The sequence below is a fragment of the Clostridium sp. C8-1-8 genome (assembly GCF_009928445.1).
GTDB lineage: Bacteria > Bacillota > Clostridia > Clostridiales > Clostridiaceae > Clostridium_AR.
In genome coordinates this window covers 171,346-191,312 of the sequence record NZ_JAABNO010000006.1, presented here as the reverse complement: position 1 = coordinate 191,312, position 19,967 = coordinate 171,346, and the positions used below count along the sequence as shown (strand labels likewise).

Below are 19,967 nucleotides of genomic sequence, written 5' to 3'. Positions count from 1 at the left end.
GACAGAAGTAAAGGCTTGATAACATAAAAGCATATAAGAATTGGAGCAGTCGTCATATAAATATGGTTATAGGGGGAAGTATTAATGAAAAAAAAGATATTATCAGTATTTTTAGCTTTAGCTACAATGACAACATTTACGGCATGTGGTAGCAATAGCAAAGCAACAAATGGAGGAAGTGGGGAAAAGACTATAGTAGTGTGGCATCAGCTAGAAACTCCTGTTGAAGATGCATTAAAGAAGTCAGTAAGTGATTTAGAAACAAGTGAACATATAAAGGTTAAGTTCGTAAAACAAAACGAATTATCTCAAAAACTTACCGTGGCAGGACAGAATAGTAAGGACTTACCGGATTTAATAATAGGACCAAACGATTGGACAGGTAAGTTTTCAGTAATGGGAATTATAGATCCTATATCAAAGGCTGTAGATAAGGGAATATTGAAGGATCATTTAGATAATACAGTAGAAGCAGTTACTTATAAGGGAGAGAGTTATGGAGTTCCAATGACTTTTGAATGTTTAACATTTATGTATAATAAGAAACTTCTCGCTACTCCACCTAAAACTACAGATGACTTATTAAAAATAGCTAAGGAAAATACAAAGGATGGTAACTGGGGATTTGTAACTAATACATCTGATGGATACCATATGATGCCATGGATTTATGGATTTAATGGATATGCTATAAGTAAAGACGGAGCTCCTGGTTTAAGTCAACCGGGAACAGTAGACGCATTGAACTTTATAAAGGATTTGACTGCGTACTTACCCAAAAATGTTGATTACCAAGTTGTAGATGGACTTTTTAAAGAAGGAAAAGCAGCATCTATAGTAAATGGTTCATGGGCAATTAAGGGATATAAAGGAATAGATAAGATAGATTTAGGTATAGAGGTGTTACCTGTAGTGTCAAAGACCGGGAAAAATGCTCAACCTTTATTAGGGGTTCAAGCAGCAATGGTTATGGCTAAATCAAACAACAAAAAAGAAGCAGGAAAAGTTTTAGAAAGTTTTGCTTCAGAAAAAACTGCTAATGCACTTTTAGACTGTGGTTACTTGGTGTCAAACAAAAAGGTTGATATGACTAAGGATCCTATAACAAAGAAACTTTTAGAGCAAGCAAATTTCGCTACTCCAATGCCTAACTCACCAGAGATGTCATCAGTTTGGGAACCATTAGCAAATGCATTAAAATCAATTAGTACAGACAAGAATGCAGATGTAAAGAAATTATTGGACAAAGCACAAAAAGATGCTGAAGATAAGGTTAAGGCAGCTAAATAGATAATACATTACAATGATACTCCCTAATTTTTAATATAAAATATTTAAAGGTGTACCTGTAATCTAGAGTAAAAAAGGATTAAGGTACATCTTTAAATAAGATAAAAGTGGATATTTACCTTAAGCTTCGTGGTGGTAAGAAAATGAATATAAAGTTTTAGAAGAAGAAAAAAAGTTAAAAGACTTAGTTTTTTCTATACATAAAACCTATTGTAGAAAGGAGTATTAATAAATGAACGAGAAAAGAAGGAGTTTTTTGCCGTATCTGTATTTAACTCCGGGAATGCTAATAATTGTTACACTGTGTATATACCCAATAATCTATACAATAGTTCTATCTTTTACTAACTTAAATATGTATCACTGGGCCAACCCTTCCTTTATAGGCATAGATAATTTTATAAAAATATTTTCTTCTTTGGATGGTGGTTTTATAGAGGTTATACTAAGAACTATAGTATGGACAGCGTTGAATATGATAATACATGTTGGATTGGCACTTGTACTAGCACTTTTACTTAATATGGAAAAGTTGAAGTTTAAAGGCTTTTATAGAACAATGCTTATATTGCCTTGGGCTGTTCCAGGTTATATATCAACCTTGGTATGGAGAGGTATGTTTAACTATGATTTTGGAGCAATAAATCAAATATTAAAATCCATTGGTCTTAATGGGGTAGAGTGGTTATCAAACCCAAGAACAGCAATGATAGCTTGTATAATAGTAAATGTTTGGCTTGCTACTCCATTTATGATGATAGTATGTTTAGGAGCACTACAAAGTATTGATAGAAGTTATTATGAAGTGGCAGAGCTGGATGGCGCAAGTATATTCCAGAACTTTAGATATATAACCTTTCCTTTAATGAAACCAGCAGTGCTGCCAGCTATAATAATAACACTTTTTGTTACCTTTAAGCAGTTTGATGTAGTATACTTACTGACAAGAGGTATGGCTGGAAAGACCGACTTAGTAATAACTTATGCATATAACAAAGCTTTTACAGACTACAACTATGGTTATAGTGCAGCATTCTCTTTCATTATATTTGTAATCTTACTTTTAATTACTTCCTTTAGAAGAAGAATGATTGATTCTGCTGAGGAGGTATACAATGGCTAGAGAGTTTGGTATGATTATAAACTTACTATATAAGGGGGGAGATTTATGAGTGAAAAGATATTAACTGAAGATCAGGTATCAACGTACACCTTTAAAACCAAAAACATAAAAAAGAAGAATAAACAAATGTTAAAGCATGGCATTGCTCACTTTATTTTAATCATAGCTACATTGATTGCTGTGTTTCCTATTCTGTGGATATTTAGTTCATCTATAAGATCTACTGACACTATGTTTTCCTCCACATTAAGGTTAATACCTGAAAAACCAACTCTTGCAAATTATATAAATATAATAAATCAAGGGGATTTTCTTATATGGCTTAGAAATAGTACAATTATTGCATCAGTAACAACAGTTGCAAGTATTGCTATAGGATTATTAGGTGGATATGCTTTTTCAAGATTTAGATTTCGTGGAAGAAAATTTGGGCTATCTTTATTCTTATTACTAAATGCATTTCCAAATATATTGGCTATGGTAGCAATATATAGATTGTTTGATAAGTTAAATTTTATTAGCAGCCCAATTAAGCTAATATTGATATATACAAGTTGGCAAGTAGTATTTGCAATATGGAATATAAAAGGATATTTTGATACTCTGCCAAGAGAGATAGAAGAGGCGGCATTTATAGATGGTGCTTCCAGGAAGGATGTGTTTTTAAAGATATTAATACCTCTTTCAAAGCCATCTTTAGCCGTAACTGCATTATTTGCATTTTTAGGAAGTTGGAATGAATATATTTTTGGTATTACTTTTGTAACTGATCCAAAGTTTTTCACTCTGCCTATGGGATTGTACAATCTTCAATCTTCAGCAGGGGATTATGCGGTAAACTGGTCATTATTTTCCGCAGGAGCACTTCTAATAGCACTACCAATAACAATAGTATTCTTAGTATTGCAAAGATATCTAATTTCTGGGCTTACAGTTGGAGGCGTAAAAGGATAGTTACTGTTTAAATTTAAAATATATATACATTTAAAATGATTTGTTCACAGATATCCATATACCTAAAGGTAGAACATGAAGCATAAAGAGTACAGGAGGAAGAACTAGACATGGCAGAAAAGTCAAACTTAAAGGATGAAGCAGTAAAAAAACAAAATGTAACTATAAAAGATGTGGCTAAAAAAGCAAAAGTTTCTATAGCTGCAGTATCTTATGTGCTTAATGGAGTAGAAAAGGTAAACAATGAGACAAAGCTAAGAATTCTAAATACAATTGAAGAGTTGGGCTATGTTCCTAATAATACTGCAAGAAATTTAGCTAAAAGACAAGGTAGGTTAATAGGAATACTAATACCTATAAAGGAAAGCTATAAAAAAACAGTACTTACAGATAACCCTTTTTATCAAGAGTTTATAAGTGGAGTTGAATATGGCGCTAGAGAAAAAGGCTTTAGTACTCTTATTATTGGAATAGAGAATGAAGAAGATTGCTTAAATGCCTTAAGAGATAGTGAACTTATAGGAGTTATGGTTTTAGGAGCAATAAGTGGGACTTTATATAAAAAGCTTCATGATGTAAATATACCGGTAGTTGTAATAGATCAAGAAAATACTGATGATAGGTTCTATTATATTAATACTGATGATGAACAAGGTGCATATATTGCAGTGAAATACCTTATTGAGAAAGGTCATAAAAATATAGGGTTCTTATCTGGCAATCTTGAACATAGCATAGTTCATAGAAATAGATTTGAAGGCTATAAAAGAGCTTTACAGGAAAATAATATTGAACTTAGAGAAGACTTTGTTATACAGACTGATGTTACTTATGAGGGAGGAATAAATGCTTCCAATTATATAAAGGAAAAAAGACATGAGCTAACAGCAGTATTTTCAATAAGCGATATTATGGCTTTGGGACTTATTAAAGGGCTTCATAAAAAAAAGATTAATGTTCCAAAGGATATTTCAGTAATTGGATTTGATGATATAAAAAGTAGTAGATACTTTATTCCAGAACTTACAACTATAAGACAAGATATATTCGGTAAGGGTGAAAAGGTTGTTCAGATGATAACTGAAGGTTCAAATGAAGCAAATAAAAGAGAATTTATAATACCAGTAGAACTTATAGAAAGGGAGTCAGTATATGAGTTTAGAGAGGAAGACGGTAGATGATTGGAAAGCTTCTGTCTTTTCTGATGGAAGTAAACTATTTATAAGTAAAGAAAATATCAATCTGAAGGATACTATAGAGATCAGTATAAGACTTTCAGTACTTAATCCAATAAAAGCAGTGTATTTAAGATATACGAGAAATGGAGAAGAATCTATTCTTCCAATGAACAAGGGAAGAGTGGAGCACAACTTTGTTTACTATAAAGCTGAGCTATTTATTAATCAGCCTTTTATTAATTATCACTTTATAATGGCAACTGAGGATAGTTGTTATTTTTACAACCAAAAAGGACTTTATGACTATATAATCTCAGAAGAATACGATTTTAAGATTGTAGCAGGATATAATCAGCCAAGCTGGGTGAAAAATTCTATATTTTATCAAATATTCGTGGATAGATTCTTTAACGGGGATAGAGACAATGATGTAAAGGATGATGAATATACCTTAAATAATTTTAAAACTAAAGCATTAGCCTGGGGAGAGAAACCTTATGATTACCCAAAAGGAGGAAACGTTGATTTCTTCGGCGGGGACTTAAAAGGCATTGAGAAGAAGATAGATTACCTAAAGGAATTAGGCATAGACGCTGTATATTTAAACCCAATATTTGAGGCGCCGTCAAACCATAAGTATGACTGTACTGATTATTTTAACGTGGATAAACATTTTGGTGGAAATGATGCGCTTAAGGAACTAACTGAGGCATTACACAAGGCAGGTATAAGAATAATATTAGATATATCCATAAATCATACAGGAATTAACCATCCATGGTTTAAAGAAAAGGAAAAGTATTATTATACTTATAATGACGGAAGCTATGAGTGCTGGTGTGGGGAGGAGTCTCTTCCTATTTTAAATTATAATTGTGAGGAAGTAAAGGACATCATATACAAAGGAAAGGATAGTGTTCTAAAGCTGTGGCTTGAAGAACCTTATAATATAGATGGCTGGAGAATGGACGTAGCTCATAATGTAGGTAAGGTAAATGAGTTCCAGCAAGATGTTTCCATATGGAAAGAAGTAAGGAAAGAAATTAAAGAAACTAAGGAAGATTCCTATATAGTAAGCGAACACTGGACGGACTGTAGTAAGTATCTTCAAGGAGATATTTGGGATGGGACCATGAACTATTTTGGTTTCATGAGACCAATGAGGAAGTACTTGGGGGAAGATGATGTATTTTTAGGCTGGAAGATAAAAGATATAAAATTTAAAAAGCAAAGTGGTACTTTGTTTAAGGAAGAGGTACTGAGCCATTATGGAAAGTTACCTCATGTGATGAAGGCTCTCCAGTTTAATCTTTTAGGAAGTCATGATATTCATAGAATAAATAATTCACCTTCCTTAGAGAAGAAAGATGTAGCTGCTGCAATAATGATGGAGTTTTTATTTCCAGGGGTACCTTGCATTTATTATGGAGAAGAAGTTGGACTTTCAGGTGAGCTAGGAACCAGTGGTGGCTGCAGATTTCCAATGGAGTGGAATGAGGATAAATGGGATAGAGAGATAAGAAGTCTTTATAAGAAGATGATTTCTTTAAGAAAAACAGAAGAAATACTAGTGGAAGGTTCTTTTTCCATATTAGATGCTTCAGAAGACTACCTATCCTTTGCTAGATTTGACGATAAAAAAGCATTTGTTTTTGTTAACTCTCAAAGTGAAAGTAGCTGCGACATAGAAATACCTATGAATAGACTTGGTGTAGCAGATACTATTGAAATTATAGAAAAGACTGTACCGAATGCTCTTATAGTAAAGGGGTTTACTGAAGATTACATCAAGGTTCATCTTTCAAAAAAAGAATCAGCACTATTAAAAGTAATATTTAGATAGATTAATAGGCATTTGTATGCTAAGAAAATAATTTTGGCGTAGATAAGCAATTGAAAGTTGCTTATCTACGCCTTTATATATTTAAAAGGTAATCATTTAGCTATAGCCTGTGTAGTTAGCATATGCCAGATTAAATTAAAGGTGATGGACAATATTGTATTAATCATAAAACCATTATAAACTATATAGTAATAATAATTATTATATACATATAACTATTGGAGATGATTAATATTAAGCCTATGTTAAAGTACTGTGTTGAAATTAAGTGGTCAGTCATCCGATGCTTAGATGAGCTTGCGCTAATTACTCGCTCATATAGCATCTCCTTCATGACCGCTTAATTTCAACAATATTATTGAACATAGCCAATATTAAAAATAGAGCTATATATTTTCGCACTTTAGTAGAAAATATATCTTGGTAACATAAATAAATCAGGTAAAGAGAAGTTGTATAACTTAATTTAGATAAATGCGCTTAAACATACTAATCAATTTTTATATATAGCAGTTCATCAATATATAAAATAACAATAGGAGATATTATGACAAAAATAACTAAAGATACGATGAAAATCATAAGCATATTATGTTTTTTAATACTTGGATTCATGATTATGAATATAAATAGTCAGGCGGCAAGGCCTCCTGTGGCTGTTGATGGATATATTGACTTATCAAATTATAAGCTTAGTGAGAATAGGGTTATTAATTTAGATGGAAGGTGGCAGGTATATCCAAATAAGTTGTTAGAGCCTATAGATTTAATTAGTGACTACAGCTTAGAAAAAGAGACAATCAATGTTCCTGAACTATGGAAGGAAGACAAAAATAAGCTTAAGGGTAAGGGTGTAGCTACTTATAGGCTAATGATTAAAACAGATAAGAAGCCTCAGCTATTAGGTATAAAGCTTGAGAATATAAAGATGGCAAGTAAAGTTTATATAAATGGAAAGCTATTAGATCAAAGAGGTGTAGTATCTTCCAAGGTTAAGCAATATAAAGCTAATAATAGCCCCTATACAATCTTTTTCTATAATGAAGGCAATAGCAGAATGGCTACTGAATATAAAAAAGTGCCTAGGGAGTATGATATAGAGCTTGTGATACAAGTTGCTAATTATGATTATATAAATGGAGGAATTTCTAATAGCATATCCTTTGGAACAGCTAATGCAATTGAGGACTTGGTGGATATGCAAAATGCTTTAGATATATCTGGAACAGTGATACTTATGCTCTTTGGTGTATACCACATAGCAATATATGCAATGGGCAAATATTTTATAGATAAAAGCTTCTTATACAATGGACTCTTTTTTATCATGCTATCCATATGTGTTCTCGCAAATAATGAGAGAATACTATTGCAGGTTTTTTACAACGATTTAGGCTATTTAGTTTATAAACTTCAACACTTTTTTTCAATTGCTGTTATAATTCCTTTTGCTCTTTTTGTTAGAAGCATGAACAAGGCCTTTTTAAGTGATAAAGTGAATAAATTAGTTTATTTTATAACAATTCCATATTTAATTTTAGTTACTGTGACACCTTTAAGTGTATACTCATCAGTTAAGCTGTTTTTTTTATCCTTTAATCAGATAATAATTTTGATAGTGCTAATAAATTCTATTAGATGCCTTTATAAGAAGGATTATGGTACCTTGGATGAAAAAAGCAGCGTACTATTTTTGGCATCCATGTTATGTCTATTGGTTTTCCCGATTATCTCAATTGTGTATAACAATAACATGCTGGGAGACAGTATATTTTTAGCGTTTTCCTTCTTGGGTTTTATCATCTTTACTGCTATATTGCTTGCGTACAGATTTGCTGCCACATACAGAAATTCAGCGAAGCTTTCGGAGGACTTAATAAAATCTGAAAAAATTAGGGATGAGTTTATGGTTAAGACTTCCCATGAGCTTAAGACTCCAATATACGGAATAATAAATATATCTCATTCGCTTATGCAAAGAGAATTTCTTAACAATATGCCTAAAGAAAAAAAGGATATAATGCTTATAAATAAGGCAGCCAGCAGAATGTCAAAGTTAGTTGGAGATATATCGGATTTTATCACCTTGAAGGACGGCAAGCTTAGAGTTGAATTTAATAAGGTAGATCTTAGAATATGCATAGACATTGTTTTTGGAACTTTTAAATACTTAATTGATAAAAAAAGAATAGACTTAATTAATGAGGTTAAGGAAAATACCTTCATCTATGCTGATGAGAACAGAATAAGACAAATATTATATAACCTTGTAGAAAGCTGTGTTAACAGCATAGAAGATGGATACATAAAGGCTACAAGTAATACCTTCAATGATAGGACATATATCAATTTAGAGCACAATGGTGAGGGGTTAAGTGAAGATGAAATTGAAGATATATTTAGTGAACAGAAAAATCTAAGTAGTTTGGAGCTGGGACTTTTAATATCAAAGCAGTTGGTAGAAGTGATGAATGGAGTTTTAGAGGTTAGTAATACTAAGAAAAGTTCTGGAGTACAATTTATTCTTCATATACCTACATATAAGCAATCTACAAAGGTTAACCAGAGACAAAAAATATTGATAAGAAAGCCTATAATAAAGGATGAAGACGAGGATATAAAAAATAATTTAGATGTGTTAGAAGGACATGATTTCACTATATTAATCGTAGATGATGAACTTTCCAACATATATGTTGCGAGAAATGCATTTATTGCTGAGGGATACAATGTATTAATTGCATTTTCTGCAGAAGAAGCGTTTAAAAAGCTTTTAGACAATTCGGTAGATGTAATGATACTTGATATAATGCTATCAGGGGTTTCAGGCATAGAGATTTGCAGAAAGGTTAGAGAAAATTATAATCTTATAGAGCTTCCAATTCTAATAACTACAGCAAGCCATAAAAGTGATGACATACTTTTAGGACTAGAGGCTGGAGCAAATGATTATTTAGAAAAGCCTTTTAACGAAAGGGAGGTAAAGGCTAGAGTAAGAACTTTAATTAATATGAAGAAGTCTGTCAGGGAGGCTTTAAGTAGTGAGATGGCCTTTTTACATGCACAGATAAAGCCTCATTTTCTATTCAATGCCTTAAGTACCATAATGTCATTTTGCTACACAGATGGTGAAAAAGCAGCTAGTCTTATAGCTCAATTTAGCAAATATCTAAGGACTGTGTTTGATATTGATAAGGACTCCATATTTACAACCATATATAATGAGCTTGACCTAGTGGAAGCTTATGTAGCAATAGAGAAAGCAAGATTTGGAGAGCTGGTGTCAGTTAAATATGATGTGGATGAAAAGCTTACTAATTGCATGATACCATCCCTTACTATACAGCCACTTGTAGAAAACTCCATAAAGCACGGCATATATAATAAGGAAGATGGAGTAACTATTGATATAAAAATAAATGAGGAACAAGATAAGGTAATTATAGAAGTATTTGATACAGGTGTGGGAATTGAAAAAGAAAAGATAGAAGAGTTACTTAGAGATGGAGGAAAAAAGGGAGTTGGCATAAGAAATGTTTATGACAGAATTAAAAGTATAAAAGGCAGTGAATTCAATATAGAAAGTGAAGAGGAACGTTATACTAAGGTGAAAATAAAATTGCCAAGGATGTAGGAGGTGCAAAGTTTTTGAGATTATCAGCTATCATTATTGATGATGAACTGCCAACACTTAATCTTATGAAATATATAATAAGTAAGAATAAAAATATAGAAATAGTAGGAGCCTTCTCAAATCCTAGAGAGGCTCTAGAGCAAATAAAATTATTGAAGCCAGATGTTGCATTTATAGATGTAGAGATGCCAGGGATTAATGGAATAGCTTTAGCTGAAGCCTTAGAAGACTTAAATTATGATATAAAGATAATTTTTGCTACTGCATACAAAGAATATGCCTTTGATGCATTTAGGGTAGAAGCCTCAGATTATATTCTAAAGCCTGTAACAGAAGAACAGGTAAATAGGACAGTGGATAAGCTTATAAAAAGGTATCCGCTTATAATATCAAAGGGGAATGAAAAAAAGGTCAGAGCAGCTAGTGAAGCTGAGGAGAATATTAATAAAAGTAAAGATTATGAAGATTCTAGTAGTGCTGAAGATAAAAAGGATCAGAGATGTTCAATTATATCCTTTGGACAGCTTATTGTATCTACTGAAAGCAACAGTGCTTCGTCTTTGAGTCAGGTCAAGTTTGAAACCTCAAAGGTTGAGGAACTGTTTGCGTATCTTGTACTTAGTGAGGGCCGCCCAGTGGAGAAATGGAAGTTGTGTGAACTGCTTTGGGCTGACTTTCCAGAAAAAAAGGCTGAGCATAACCTACATAGCACCATATACAGACTTAAGTCCTCTTTTAAAAAAGCGGGTTTTATAGAAGAATTAATAAAGTATAAAAATGGCTGTTATACCTTAAACATAGATTTATTTTATTGTGATCTTTGGGACTTTAGAAAGCTTGAAAAGTATAGGACTTTAGATGATAGCAATGCTAGTCAGATTAAAGCTATACTGGATTTATATCTAGGTGAGCTTTACGGTAATAAGGGATATCTATGGGCTATAGATGAAAGTCAAAAATTAAATGACATATATACTGAAACAACAATGAAGCTTGCACACTATTATATTGACAAAAGACAGTATGACTTAGCTATCAGATACTTGTCTAAGCTACTTCAATACAATACCTACAATGAAGAAGTATATGAGCTTATGATGAAAATATATTTCTATAAAGGGGACAGAATAAAGCTTATGAAGTTTTATAAAGATATGCAGGAGACTTTAGAAAAAGAGCTTGATGTAAAGCCTAGAAAAGCTACTATAGAGCTATATAATGCTCTAATAAATAATTTAGGAATTTAGAATATTAAAATAATCAGCTACTTTAAGGAACTAAAAGAAAAGTATAACAAGTTTATATTGACATACCACTTGATACTTATTATTATTTAATTATATTTATCAATATTGGAAGCGTTAAGCTATATACTTATTTGGGCACTTTGTATATAGCCAGCTAGTAGTGCAACCGACCAACTATTTATAGTTTGGTCTTTTTTACTGTCTAAATATATTTTGATATTACCAAACCTAGTGATATTAAGAATGGACAGCAACTTGTCGTCATATACAGCAAAAGCTTGCATTTATTAAATTTGAAACAAATTTTATGCCCCAATAAAATATAAGGAGGACACAAATGAAAAAAGCAAGAAAATCTATAATAGCACTAGCGATTATAGTACTATTTCAACTCTGTGGTATTGGTATGCAACCAATAGTTGCAAAAGCGGCAGACTTAAGCAGTAGTTTTAACTTTATTACAGATTTAAACTTGACAGACGGAAGTGGAAAAACATTAGGCAATGATGTTAGCAAGACATCTGAAGTACTAGTAAACTATAAGTTTGCAATTCCTAATACGTCATTAGTTAAGGCTGGCGATACCTACACAATGAAGATACCGAAACAAATTCAGATTATAAAGCCAATAAGTCTTGATTTGAAGTCAGCTAATTCTGAAGATGTAGTTGCTAAGGTTAATATAGATACTTTAGGTAATGTTATTGTAACTTTTACTGATTACTCAAGTTCACATTCAAATATTAGCGGATATTTTTATGTAGATAGTTATTTTAACAAAAGTCAGATAGGGGATGCAAATCCTGAAAAATTAGTATTTAATATAGGAGCAAACTCCACTAAAACCATAGATATTAACTTCCATCAGCAGCCGGTTTCTCCAAAGACTTATTTGCAAAAGTCAGGAAGTTATGATTCTAGTAAAAATCAAATTACATGGACTATAAAGACCAATCCGGAAAAACTTGTACTAAATGATGTTGAAATAGTTGATGAGATTCCTTCTGGACAAAAATATGTAGAAAACTCTGCAACGATAGATAATAAGGGACTTATGTCTGGATTTAGCTATATAGGGGAAAGTAATGCTGAAGGTACAAAATCAGGAACCTTACGCTATAAGTTCAATGGCCAGATAAATAGTAGTTATAATATAGTATTTAAAACTACAGTTACAGATCCTACAGCGTTTCAATCGGAGGGAGCTAAAACTACAGAATATAACCAAGTTACCCTTAAGCATGATGGAGATAAAGAAGAGCTATCAAACAAGGCAGAGGTAGTTGTTACAACTGATTATATAAGTAAAAAGGGAACCTATAATCCAAGTACTAGAAGTATAGATTGGGTTATAAAGATTAATAATAATGGTTTATCAATAAAGGATGCCAGGGTTAGAGATCCTATTCCTAGAGGACTTAGACTTAATGAATATGCAATAGAGGTTGATGGAAACAGTATAGGTTTGGATGAGTACACAACCTATGATGATGTATTTGCTTATACCTTCCAAGGAACAATACAAGAGCCTCATACCATAACTTTCTCTACATATGTAGTAGATAGTTCAGCATATAACTCAAACAAGTCAAATAAGTATATAAATACTGCTACGCTTGAAGCAGAAGGTGTACCATTAAATGCATCTGATAGTAATACAGTAGAAGTGCCAAGCAATATAATATATAAAAGTGGTTCGGGATATAATGCAGCTACAGGAGAGATAACCTGGAAGATTGTTGTGAATCAAAATGCTACAAATATTAATAATGCTGTGGTTACGGATTATATACCAGTAGGACAAGAGTATGTTGATGAGTCAGCAACCATAGACGAAGATAGTAGCGGTAGCTTTAGTTATAATGCAGAAGAAATGGACAAATATAAGACTGGTACTCTTAAATATTATTTTGATGGACCTGTAGGAAGAACCTATACTATAATTTTTAAGACAAAGGTTACAGATCCAAAAGTATTTGCAGCTAACACTTCAAAAACTTATTCTAACACTGCATCAATTATTGGTGAAGGTATTGAGACAAGTCAAAGTACTGGATACCAAAATATTAGTAGCGAAGTAATAAGAAAAGATGGGACAAACTATGACTACGTAACAAGAGAAGCTACTTGGACAATTATTGTAAACAAGAACAAGATGCCAATAAAGGACGCTGTAGTGACTGATGTTATCCCTAGTGGACAGAGTTTTGTTCAAGATTCATTGACCTTAAATGGAGTTAAAGCTGATAATAATAATTATAGTTATGATGCTGCATCGAATACTGTAAATTATAGTTTAGGTGATATAGCTGATACTAAGATTATAACTTTGAAAACTAGGGTTACAGACTTGAGCATCTTTAGTAGTAATGGAGATAAGCAAATAAATAATAGTGCTTCATTGTCTGGGGATATAATTCCTCCAAACGTTAGTGATCCAGCTACTATAACAATAAAGAATTCAGTTGTAAATAAATATAGTAACTATGTAGATGGAAACTCATTTATAGAATGGAACATAGATGTGAACTCTAATCAGATTCCTATGGAGGCTGGTACAATAGTAGATACCTTGCAAGAAGGTCTAGAACTAGATACTACTTCAGTAAAGCTTTATAAGAATATAGTTAATGCTAATGGAGGTTTGACAAAAGGAGAGGAAGTTGCACTAAGCATAAATAGTGTGAAATATGATAAAGATACAAGAACCTTTACTTTTAAGTTCCCTTCCACTGTTGAAAGTGCCTATAAGCTTGTGTTTACTACCAATATAACAGACAAGAGTAAGTCTCCATTTACAAACACTGCAACCTTTAAGGGAAGCGGTAGTAATGGAAGTAGTAGTACAAATCCTGTTACAGTAAGATATCAGGTAGCAGGTGGAGTAAGTGCAGGGGAAAGTGGAAGTATCGATGTGTACAAGATAGACAGAGATACAAATGATAAGCTTAATGGTGCAGTGTTTGAACTTTTAGATCAATATAAAAATGTAATAAAGACTTCAGAGCCTACTGATAGTAAAGGCAAGGTTACTTTCAATAATTTGAAGTTTGATTTAGACTATTATATTAGAGAGAAGACTGCTCCAAAGGGTTATAACTTGAGCGATGAAGTGTATAAGTTCCAAGTTAGTAATATAAATGATAAAAAATATGTAAGTTATAATTATAAAGATGGAAAGATAGATTCATCTGAAACTAAGAATTTGCCTATACAAGATCAAACGCCTCCAGTGAAAACTGGCGAAGTTAAAACAAATACTGATGAAATTAAAGTGAAAACTGATGAAGTAAAAGCAAATGCTGATGAAGCTAAAGCAGATCCTGTGACAAGTGCAAGTGATGCAAATAAAGCTAGCGCACAAACTAAGGAAGTAATTACAGACAAAACTGAGGTACTACCAAAGACTGGAGCACTAATAGACTCAAATCTTTTAGTTATCTTAGGAATTGTGATAATAGCTTCAGGAGTGGTTTTAGCTAAGAAAAAAAGTAGGTAAATAATATTCTAAAGACTGTTAATCATATAATCTAGGATTAACAGTCTTTTTTACTTTCTAGGAAAGTGTAAAATCTTTTTCTGGATAAACCTTAGAGTATCAAGAGTTTAGATTTGCTACATAAGGTAAAAAATAAATATGAGTCTATAAAATTCTTTGTTAGTGTTACTTAGGTCATATTTAGGACACATAAGAGAGATATACTATATATGAGCCATTTTAATTCGAAGTATATTTTTAAAGATATATCACTTCAATTCGAAATATATTTTCAAAGCTCCGCTGGGTTTTGAATGGAGAATTTGAAATATAAGTTTTATTATGAAGTGGTATATTTATATAATGCATTTATTATGCTATGTGAGGAGTAATTATGGATAATTTAAAAGCAGAAGTGAGAAAAAGTTTTCGTACAGAGATGTTTGCCTTTGGTTTGTATACAGTGCTTGGAAGGCAATACAAGAACTTTAAGCCTAATTTTGGAGAGCATTTACAAGAAGCAGGCAAGCAAGAACATATGCATGGAAGAATATTTAAACATTTTTATCACAAACAATATAATATAGAATTGAAAGAAGAGAAGGTTTGTATTGCTGTTGGTAAGTGTGTTGGCCATCTGCTAAGACCAATGCCACTAAACAAGAAGTTGAAGATGATCAGTGGCAATGAAGCAAAGGTTGCGGTAGAGATTGAAAAAAAGATAGCTGAAGGTGGCAATAAGGACTATATTAAAGCCTTAAAAAGAATACTTCCAGATGAAATAGCACACTCAAAAATATATAGTGAGGCTTTTGAAGCTAAATAAATTTAGGCTATGTTAAAGTACTGTGTTTAAATTAAGTGGTCAGTCATCCGATGCTTAGATGAGCTTGCGCAAAGAATTAATAATAGGGGGAAAAGGTTTATGGATAATGATTTTAATATATCAGAGTATATGAGTGGTGGGGTAGAAAATATAGTAAATAATATAGTGAAGGCATCTTTCAAGAACCCAAGAGAGACAGCTTTTATCGTTAAGTATATGCTAGCCAGCAAGGAAGCAAAAAAGAAAAGAGAAGCTTTTGAAGCTAATGGACAAGATATACCTGCTTTCTTAATTTCTAGTATAGCAAGTACCTGTAATTTATTTTGTAAAGGCTGTTATGCTAGAGCAAATAAATCTTGTGGAGAAGGCTTAGATAATAATCAGATGTCCGCAGAAAGATGGGGAGAAATATTTAAAGAAGCAAGAGAGATAGGAATACCATTTATACTTTTAGCTGGTGGAGAGCCATTTATGAGAAGAGATGTTATAGAGAAGGCGTCAGCTGTTAAAGAAATAATGTTCCCTATATTTACAAATGGCACAATGATAGATGAAGATTATTTAAAATTGCTTGATAAGAACAGAAATCTTGTACCAATTTTAAGTATAGAGGGAAATAAGGAACAAACTGATAGCAGAAGAGGAGCTGGAACCTATGACACTCTTATGAAGGTAATGGATTCTCTTAATAAAAAAGGTATATTATACGGTGCTTCCGTTACTGTTACTACAGAAAATATTTCTACAGTTACAAGCAAAGAATTCTTTGATAAGCTATATAATAAGGGCTGTAGAGCAATGGTATTTGTAGAGTATGTGCCAGTAGCAGAAAGCACAAAGCATCTAGCACCTAGTGATATAGAAAGAGACATATTGGAAGTAGAACAAGGAAAACTGAGAGTAGAATATGAAGATGCAATTTTTGTATCCTTCCCTGGAGATGAAAAGTATACTGGAGGATGTCTTGCAGCAGGAAGAGGTTTCTTCCACATAAATACTAACGGTGGAGCAGAACCATGTCCATTTTCACCATACTCAGATACAAATCTAAAGGATTGTACTTTGCTTGAAGCGCTTCAATCACCTTTATTTAAAAAGTTAAAACAGTATGAGGTGCTTTCAGGTGATCATGCCGGTGGATGTGTTTTATTTGAAAAAGAAGAGGAAGTAAAGAGACTGCTTGGAGAAGGTATATTGATTTAATAATGCGTTGAAATAAGTGGTTACGCATCCGATGCTTAAATGAGCTTGCGCAAAGAATTAATATGATTTTGTCATATTCCACCAATGTATCACTTCATAATGATTGTATATTTTCAAATTCTCTGCTCAGAACCCAGCAGAGTTTTGAAAATAGTTTAAGGATTGAAGTGATACATCTTTGGCTAAAACTGTAAACTCACTACGTTCGAACAGTATAGTTTTACTCTTTATTTAAACATTCATTTTTTATATATCTAATCTTAAGTATATTAAGAATGCTATTAAAATAAAGAGTAAAAGAGAGAATATGTCGCCTGCCAGAATTTCTTCACATACATTCAGAAAAGGCAGATGCGGAAAAAATAATTATAAGAAAGTTATCAGAATTACAGGAGGGTTATAATGTTTCGTATACTAGTGGTGGAAGACAGTAGAAATATAAGGAAGCTCATGGCTGCGAAACTAGAGCAGTCTGGTTATGAGGTTTATCAAGCTGAGAATGGGGAAAAGGCTTTAGAGCTTATGGAAGGTACTCATATAGATCTGATTATCAGTGATATAATGATGCCTAAGGTTGATGGCTACGAGCTTACAAAATCACTAAGAGAAGCAGATTACAACATACCTATACTTATGGTAACGGCAAAAGAAAGCTTTGAGGACAAGGAAAAAGGCTTCGCGCTAGGAACAGATGACTATATGGTTAAGCCAATAGATATGAATGAGATGGTTTTAAGAGTTGCCGCTCTTTTAAGAAGAGCTAAGATATCAACAGAGCGTAAGATTGTAATAGGCGATGTAGTTTTAAACTATGACAACCTTACAGTTACTACAAGGGATGAAGTTTATGAATTGCCAAAAAAAGAATTCTATCTACTGTTCAAATTGTTGAGTTATCCTAATAAAATATTTACAAGACAGCAGCTTATGGATGAGATATGGGGTATGGATATAGATACAGATGAAAGAACCGTAGATAGTCATATCAAAAAACTTAGAAAAAAATTTGATAACCTAACAGAATTTAAGATAGTAACCATTCGAGGACTAGGGTATAAGGTGGAAAAATATATATGAAAAAGATAGCAAACTCTATAAGAGCAAAAGTTACCCTTACATTTATAAGTATATTATGTTTTTCCTGCGCTGTATCCTTAGGTTTTGCACTAGTATTAGATAAAATTTTTAAATACTTGAATATTTACTTTTATCTTGGAGAAAAAGATGTAACCCAAATAGTCCTTCTTATAATAACGTTGATTATATGTGCTTTAATAGGCTCTATTACTGTATTTTATGTGACAAAACATATAATAAAACCTATAAAACAATTAAGTGATAGCACAAAAGAAATAGCAAAAGGGAATTTTGATATACAGATCAAGGCTAAGTGTGAAGATGAAATAGGAGTTTTGGCAAATAATTTTAACAGTATGATAAAAGAACTTAAAAGCATGGAATACTTGAGAAAAGATTTTATGAGCAGTGTATCTCATGAGTTTAAGACACCGATAGCATCTATTCAAGGCTTTGTGGAGATATTAAAGGATAAAAATCTTCCAAGAGAAAAATTTGAAGAATATACAGACATTATAATAGAAGAAACAAAACGACTTAACAATCTGTGTTCAAACATACTTAGGCTTTCTAGACTTGACAATCAAGTGATTCAAAATGAAATAAAAAGATTTTCATTGGATGAGCAGATAAGGAAGACTATATTGTTATTAGAGGATCAGTGGACCCAAAAGGATCTAGAGCTTAACATTGAATTAGAAGAACTTACATATAACGGAGATGAAGAGCTCATTCAACAAATTTGGCTTAATTTGATAAGCAATGCTATAAAGTTTTCAAACTCTAAGGGGAAGATAAATATTTCTTTAAAGACTTTTGATAAAAAGGCTATAGTAGAGATTGAGGATAACGGAATAGGTATATCAGAGGAAGGTAAAAGTAGAATTTATGAAAAGTTTTATCAGGAAGATACCTCAAGAGCTGAGGAAGGTAATGGTTTAGGTCTAGCTATCGTAAAAAGGATAGTGGAAATATGTCAAGGAACTATAACCTTTGAAAGCAACATTGGTGAAGGAACTAAGTTCATAATAACATTACCCATTATAGAAAATTGAAATTTGTGGTTTAATAGGAGTGTAGAGGATTCATAAAAAAGGGAGATGGGTATATGGTTGTTAGATTTGGGATAATAGGATTAGGAGCTATAGCTTCTAGGTTTGCAAAGGTTTTAGTTAACACTAAGGGGGTAGAACTTAACTCAGTAGCTTCTTCAAGTAGAGAAAGAGCTGAAGCTTTTAAAGAAAAGTTTGGATCAAAGAAGGCATATAATAGTTATATTGATCTAATAAAAGATGAGGAAGTTGATGTTATTTATATAGCTCTAACTCATAATTTTCACTTTGATATGGTTAAGTTATGTTTAGAGAACAATAAACCTGTAATATGTGAAAAACCAATGGTTACAAATAAGAAGGATGCAGAGGAATTATGTAAGCTTTCTAAAGAGAAAAAGGTTCTCCTAATGGAAGCTATGTGGTCAAGATGCATTCCAACAACAAGGATGGCCAAGAAGTGGGTTGATGAAGGTAAGATAGGTGAAGTAAAACTTGTTAGCGCTTCATTTGCTTTCAATTTTCCCTTTGATGCTGAAAATAGATTATACAATCCTAAACTTGCAGGAGGAAGCTTGTACGATGCTGGTGTGTACCCAATAGAATTTACCACTGGTATACTAGGTGAAAAGCCTGACACCGTAAACAGTCTAGCAACTATGAGTAAAAGTGGAGTGGATGACTTTGTGGTGATGAACATGAAGTTTAGAAGCGGAGCATTAGCTACATTAAGCTGCGGATTTACAGCTGAAACTAATAGAGATGCACATATATATGGTTCAAATGGACATATAGTAGTATATGATTTCTTAGGGCCTAAAAGATGTGAGAGATACGATAGGCAGAATAATCTAGTTGAAGTGTTTGAAGAGGAATTCCAGGATGGATTTATCTATCAGATAGAGCATTTTGTCAGTTTATATAAAGAAGATAAATTAGAGAGTGATATAGTACCATTAAAGGATACAATAGACTGTGCTGAAATATTCGATAAGGTTTTATTACAGTGCGGAGCTCAAAAGTATTAAAAATTAGTTTGTATAAGGTTAGATAGCCAGCATT

The 19,967-nt window shown here is 32.4% G+C and carries 13 protein-coding genes and 1 riboswitch; all 13 genes read left to right on the top strand.

Annotated features, from left to right (window positions below):
* Window positions 1-84 precede the first annotated feature (84 nt).
* Complete coding sequence (locus GXK57_RS08835) at window positions 85-1,290, top strand: extracellular solute-binding protein (RefSeq protein WP_160674534.1); 1,206 nt, start codon at window positions 85-87, stop codon at window positions 1,288-1,290.
* Between the two features lie 232 nt (window positions 1,291-1,522).
* Window positions 1,523-2,413 carry a sugar ABC transporter permease gene (locus GXK57_RS08830; protein ID WP_160674531.1) on the top strand — a complete coding sequence of 297 codons (891 nt, stop codon included), beginning with the start codon at window positions 1,523-1,525 and terminating at the stop codon, window positions 2,411-2,413.
* 45 nt (window positions 2,414-2,458) lie between these two features.
* A complete protein-coding gene (locus tag GXK57_RS08825) occupies window positions 2,459-3,367 on the top strand; it encodes a sugar ABC transporter permease (RefSeq protein ID WP_160674528.1) in 909 nt (302 codons plus the stop codon).
* 110 nt (window positions 3,368-3,477) lie between these two features.
* Window positions 3,478-4,548 carry a LacI family DNA-binding transcriptional regulator gene (locus tag GXK57_RS08820; RefSeq protein ID WP_160674525.1) on the top strand — a complete coding sequence of 357 codons (1,071 nt, stop codon included), beginning with the start codon at window positions 3,478-3,480 and terminating at the stop codon, window positions 4,546-4,548.
* Window positions 4,520-6,388 (top strand): alpha-amylase family glycosyl hydrolase, encoded by a 1,869-nt coding sequence (locus tag GXK57_RS08815; protein ID WP_160674522.1) that lies wholly within the window; start codon window positions 4,520-4,522, stop codon window positions 6,386-6,388. The genes GXK57_RS08820 and GXK57_RS08815 overlap by 29 nt, the downstream gene beginning before the upstream one ends.
* A 547-nt stretch (window positions 6,389-6,935) precedes the next feature.
* A complete protein-coding gene (locus GXK57_RS08810) occupies window positions 6,936-10,022 on the top strand; it encodes an ATP-binding protein (protein WP_160674519.1) in 3,087 nt (1,028 codons plus the stop codon).
* A gap of 14 nt (window positions 10,023-10,036) precedes the next feature.
* Window positions 10,037-11,269, top strand: coding sequence for a response regulator (locus GXK57_RS08805; RefSeq protein ID WP_160674516.1), 1,233 nt, complete (start codon window positions 10,037-10,039; stop codon window positions 11,267-11,269).
* A gap of 99 nt (window positions 11,270-11,368) precedes the next feature.
* Window positions 11,369-11,450, top strand: a riboswitch (cyclic di-GMP riboswitch).
* Between the two features lie 156 nt (window positions 11,451-11,606).
* Window positions 11,607-14,768 carry an LPXTG cell wall anchor domain-containing protein gene (locus GXK57_RS08800; RefSeq protein WP_160674513.1) on the top strand — a complete coding sequence of 1,054 codons (3,162 nt, stop codon included), beginning with the start codon at window positions 11,607-11,609 and terminating at the stop codon, window positions 14,766-14,768.
* 373 nt (window positions 14,769-15,141) lie between these two features.
* The gene (locus tag GXK57_RS08795) at window positions 15,142-15,573 is read left to right on the top strand and encodes a ferritin family protein (protein WP_160674510.1); all 432 of its coding nucleotides are present in this window, start codon (window positions 15,142-15,144) and stop codon (window positions 15,571-15,573) included.
* A gap of 99 nt (window positions 15,574-15,672) precedes the next feature.
* Entirely contained in the window at window positions 15,673-16,776 is a 1,104-nt protein-coding gene (locus tag GXK57_RS08790) for a radical SAM protein (RefSeq protein WP_160674507.1), read from the top strand.
* 402 nt (window positions 16,777-17,178) lie between these two features.
* A complete protein-coding gene (locus tag GXK57_RS08785; protein WP_160674504.1) occupies window positions 17,179-17,853 on the top strand; it encodes a response regulator transcription factor in 675 nt (224 codons plus the stop codon).
* Window positions 17,850-18,908: a HAMP domain-containing sensor histidine kinase gene (locus GXK57_RS08780; RefSeq protein WP_160674501.1), complete on the top strand. Its 1,059-nt coding sequence runs from the start codon at window positions 17,850-17,852 to the stop codon at window positions 18,906-18,908. The genes GXK57_RS08785 and GXK57_RS08780 overlap by 4 nt, the downstream gene beginning before the upstream one ends.
* A gap of 53 nt (window positions 18,909-18,961) precedes the next feature.
* A complete protein-coding gene (locus GXK57_RS08775) occupies window positions 18,962-19,933 on the top strand; it encodes a Gfo/Idh/MocA family oxidoreductase (RefSeq protein ID WP_128215486.1) in 972 nt (323 codons plus the stop codon).
* Window positions 19,934-19,967 lie beyond the last annotated feature (34 nt).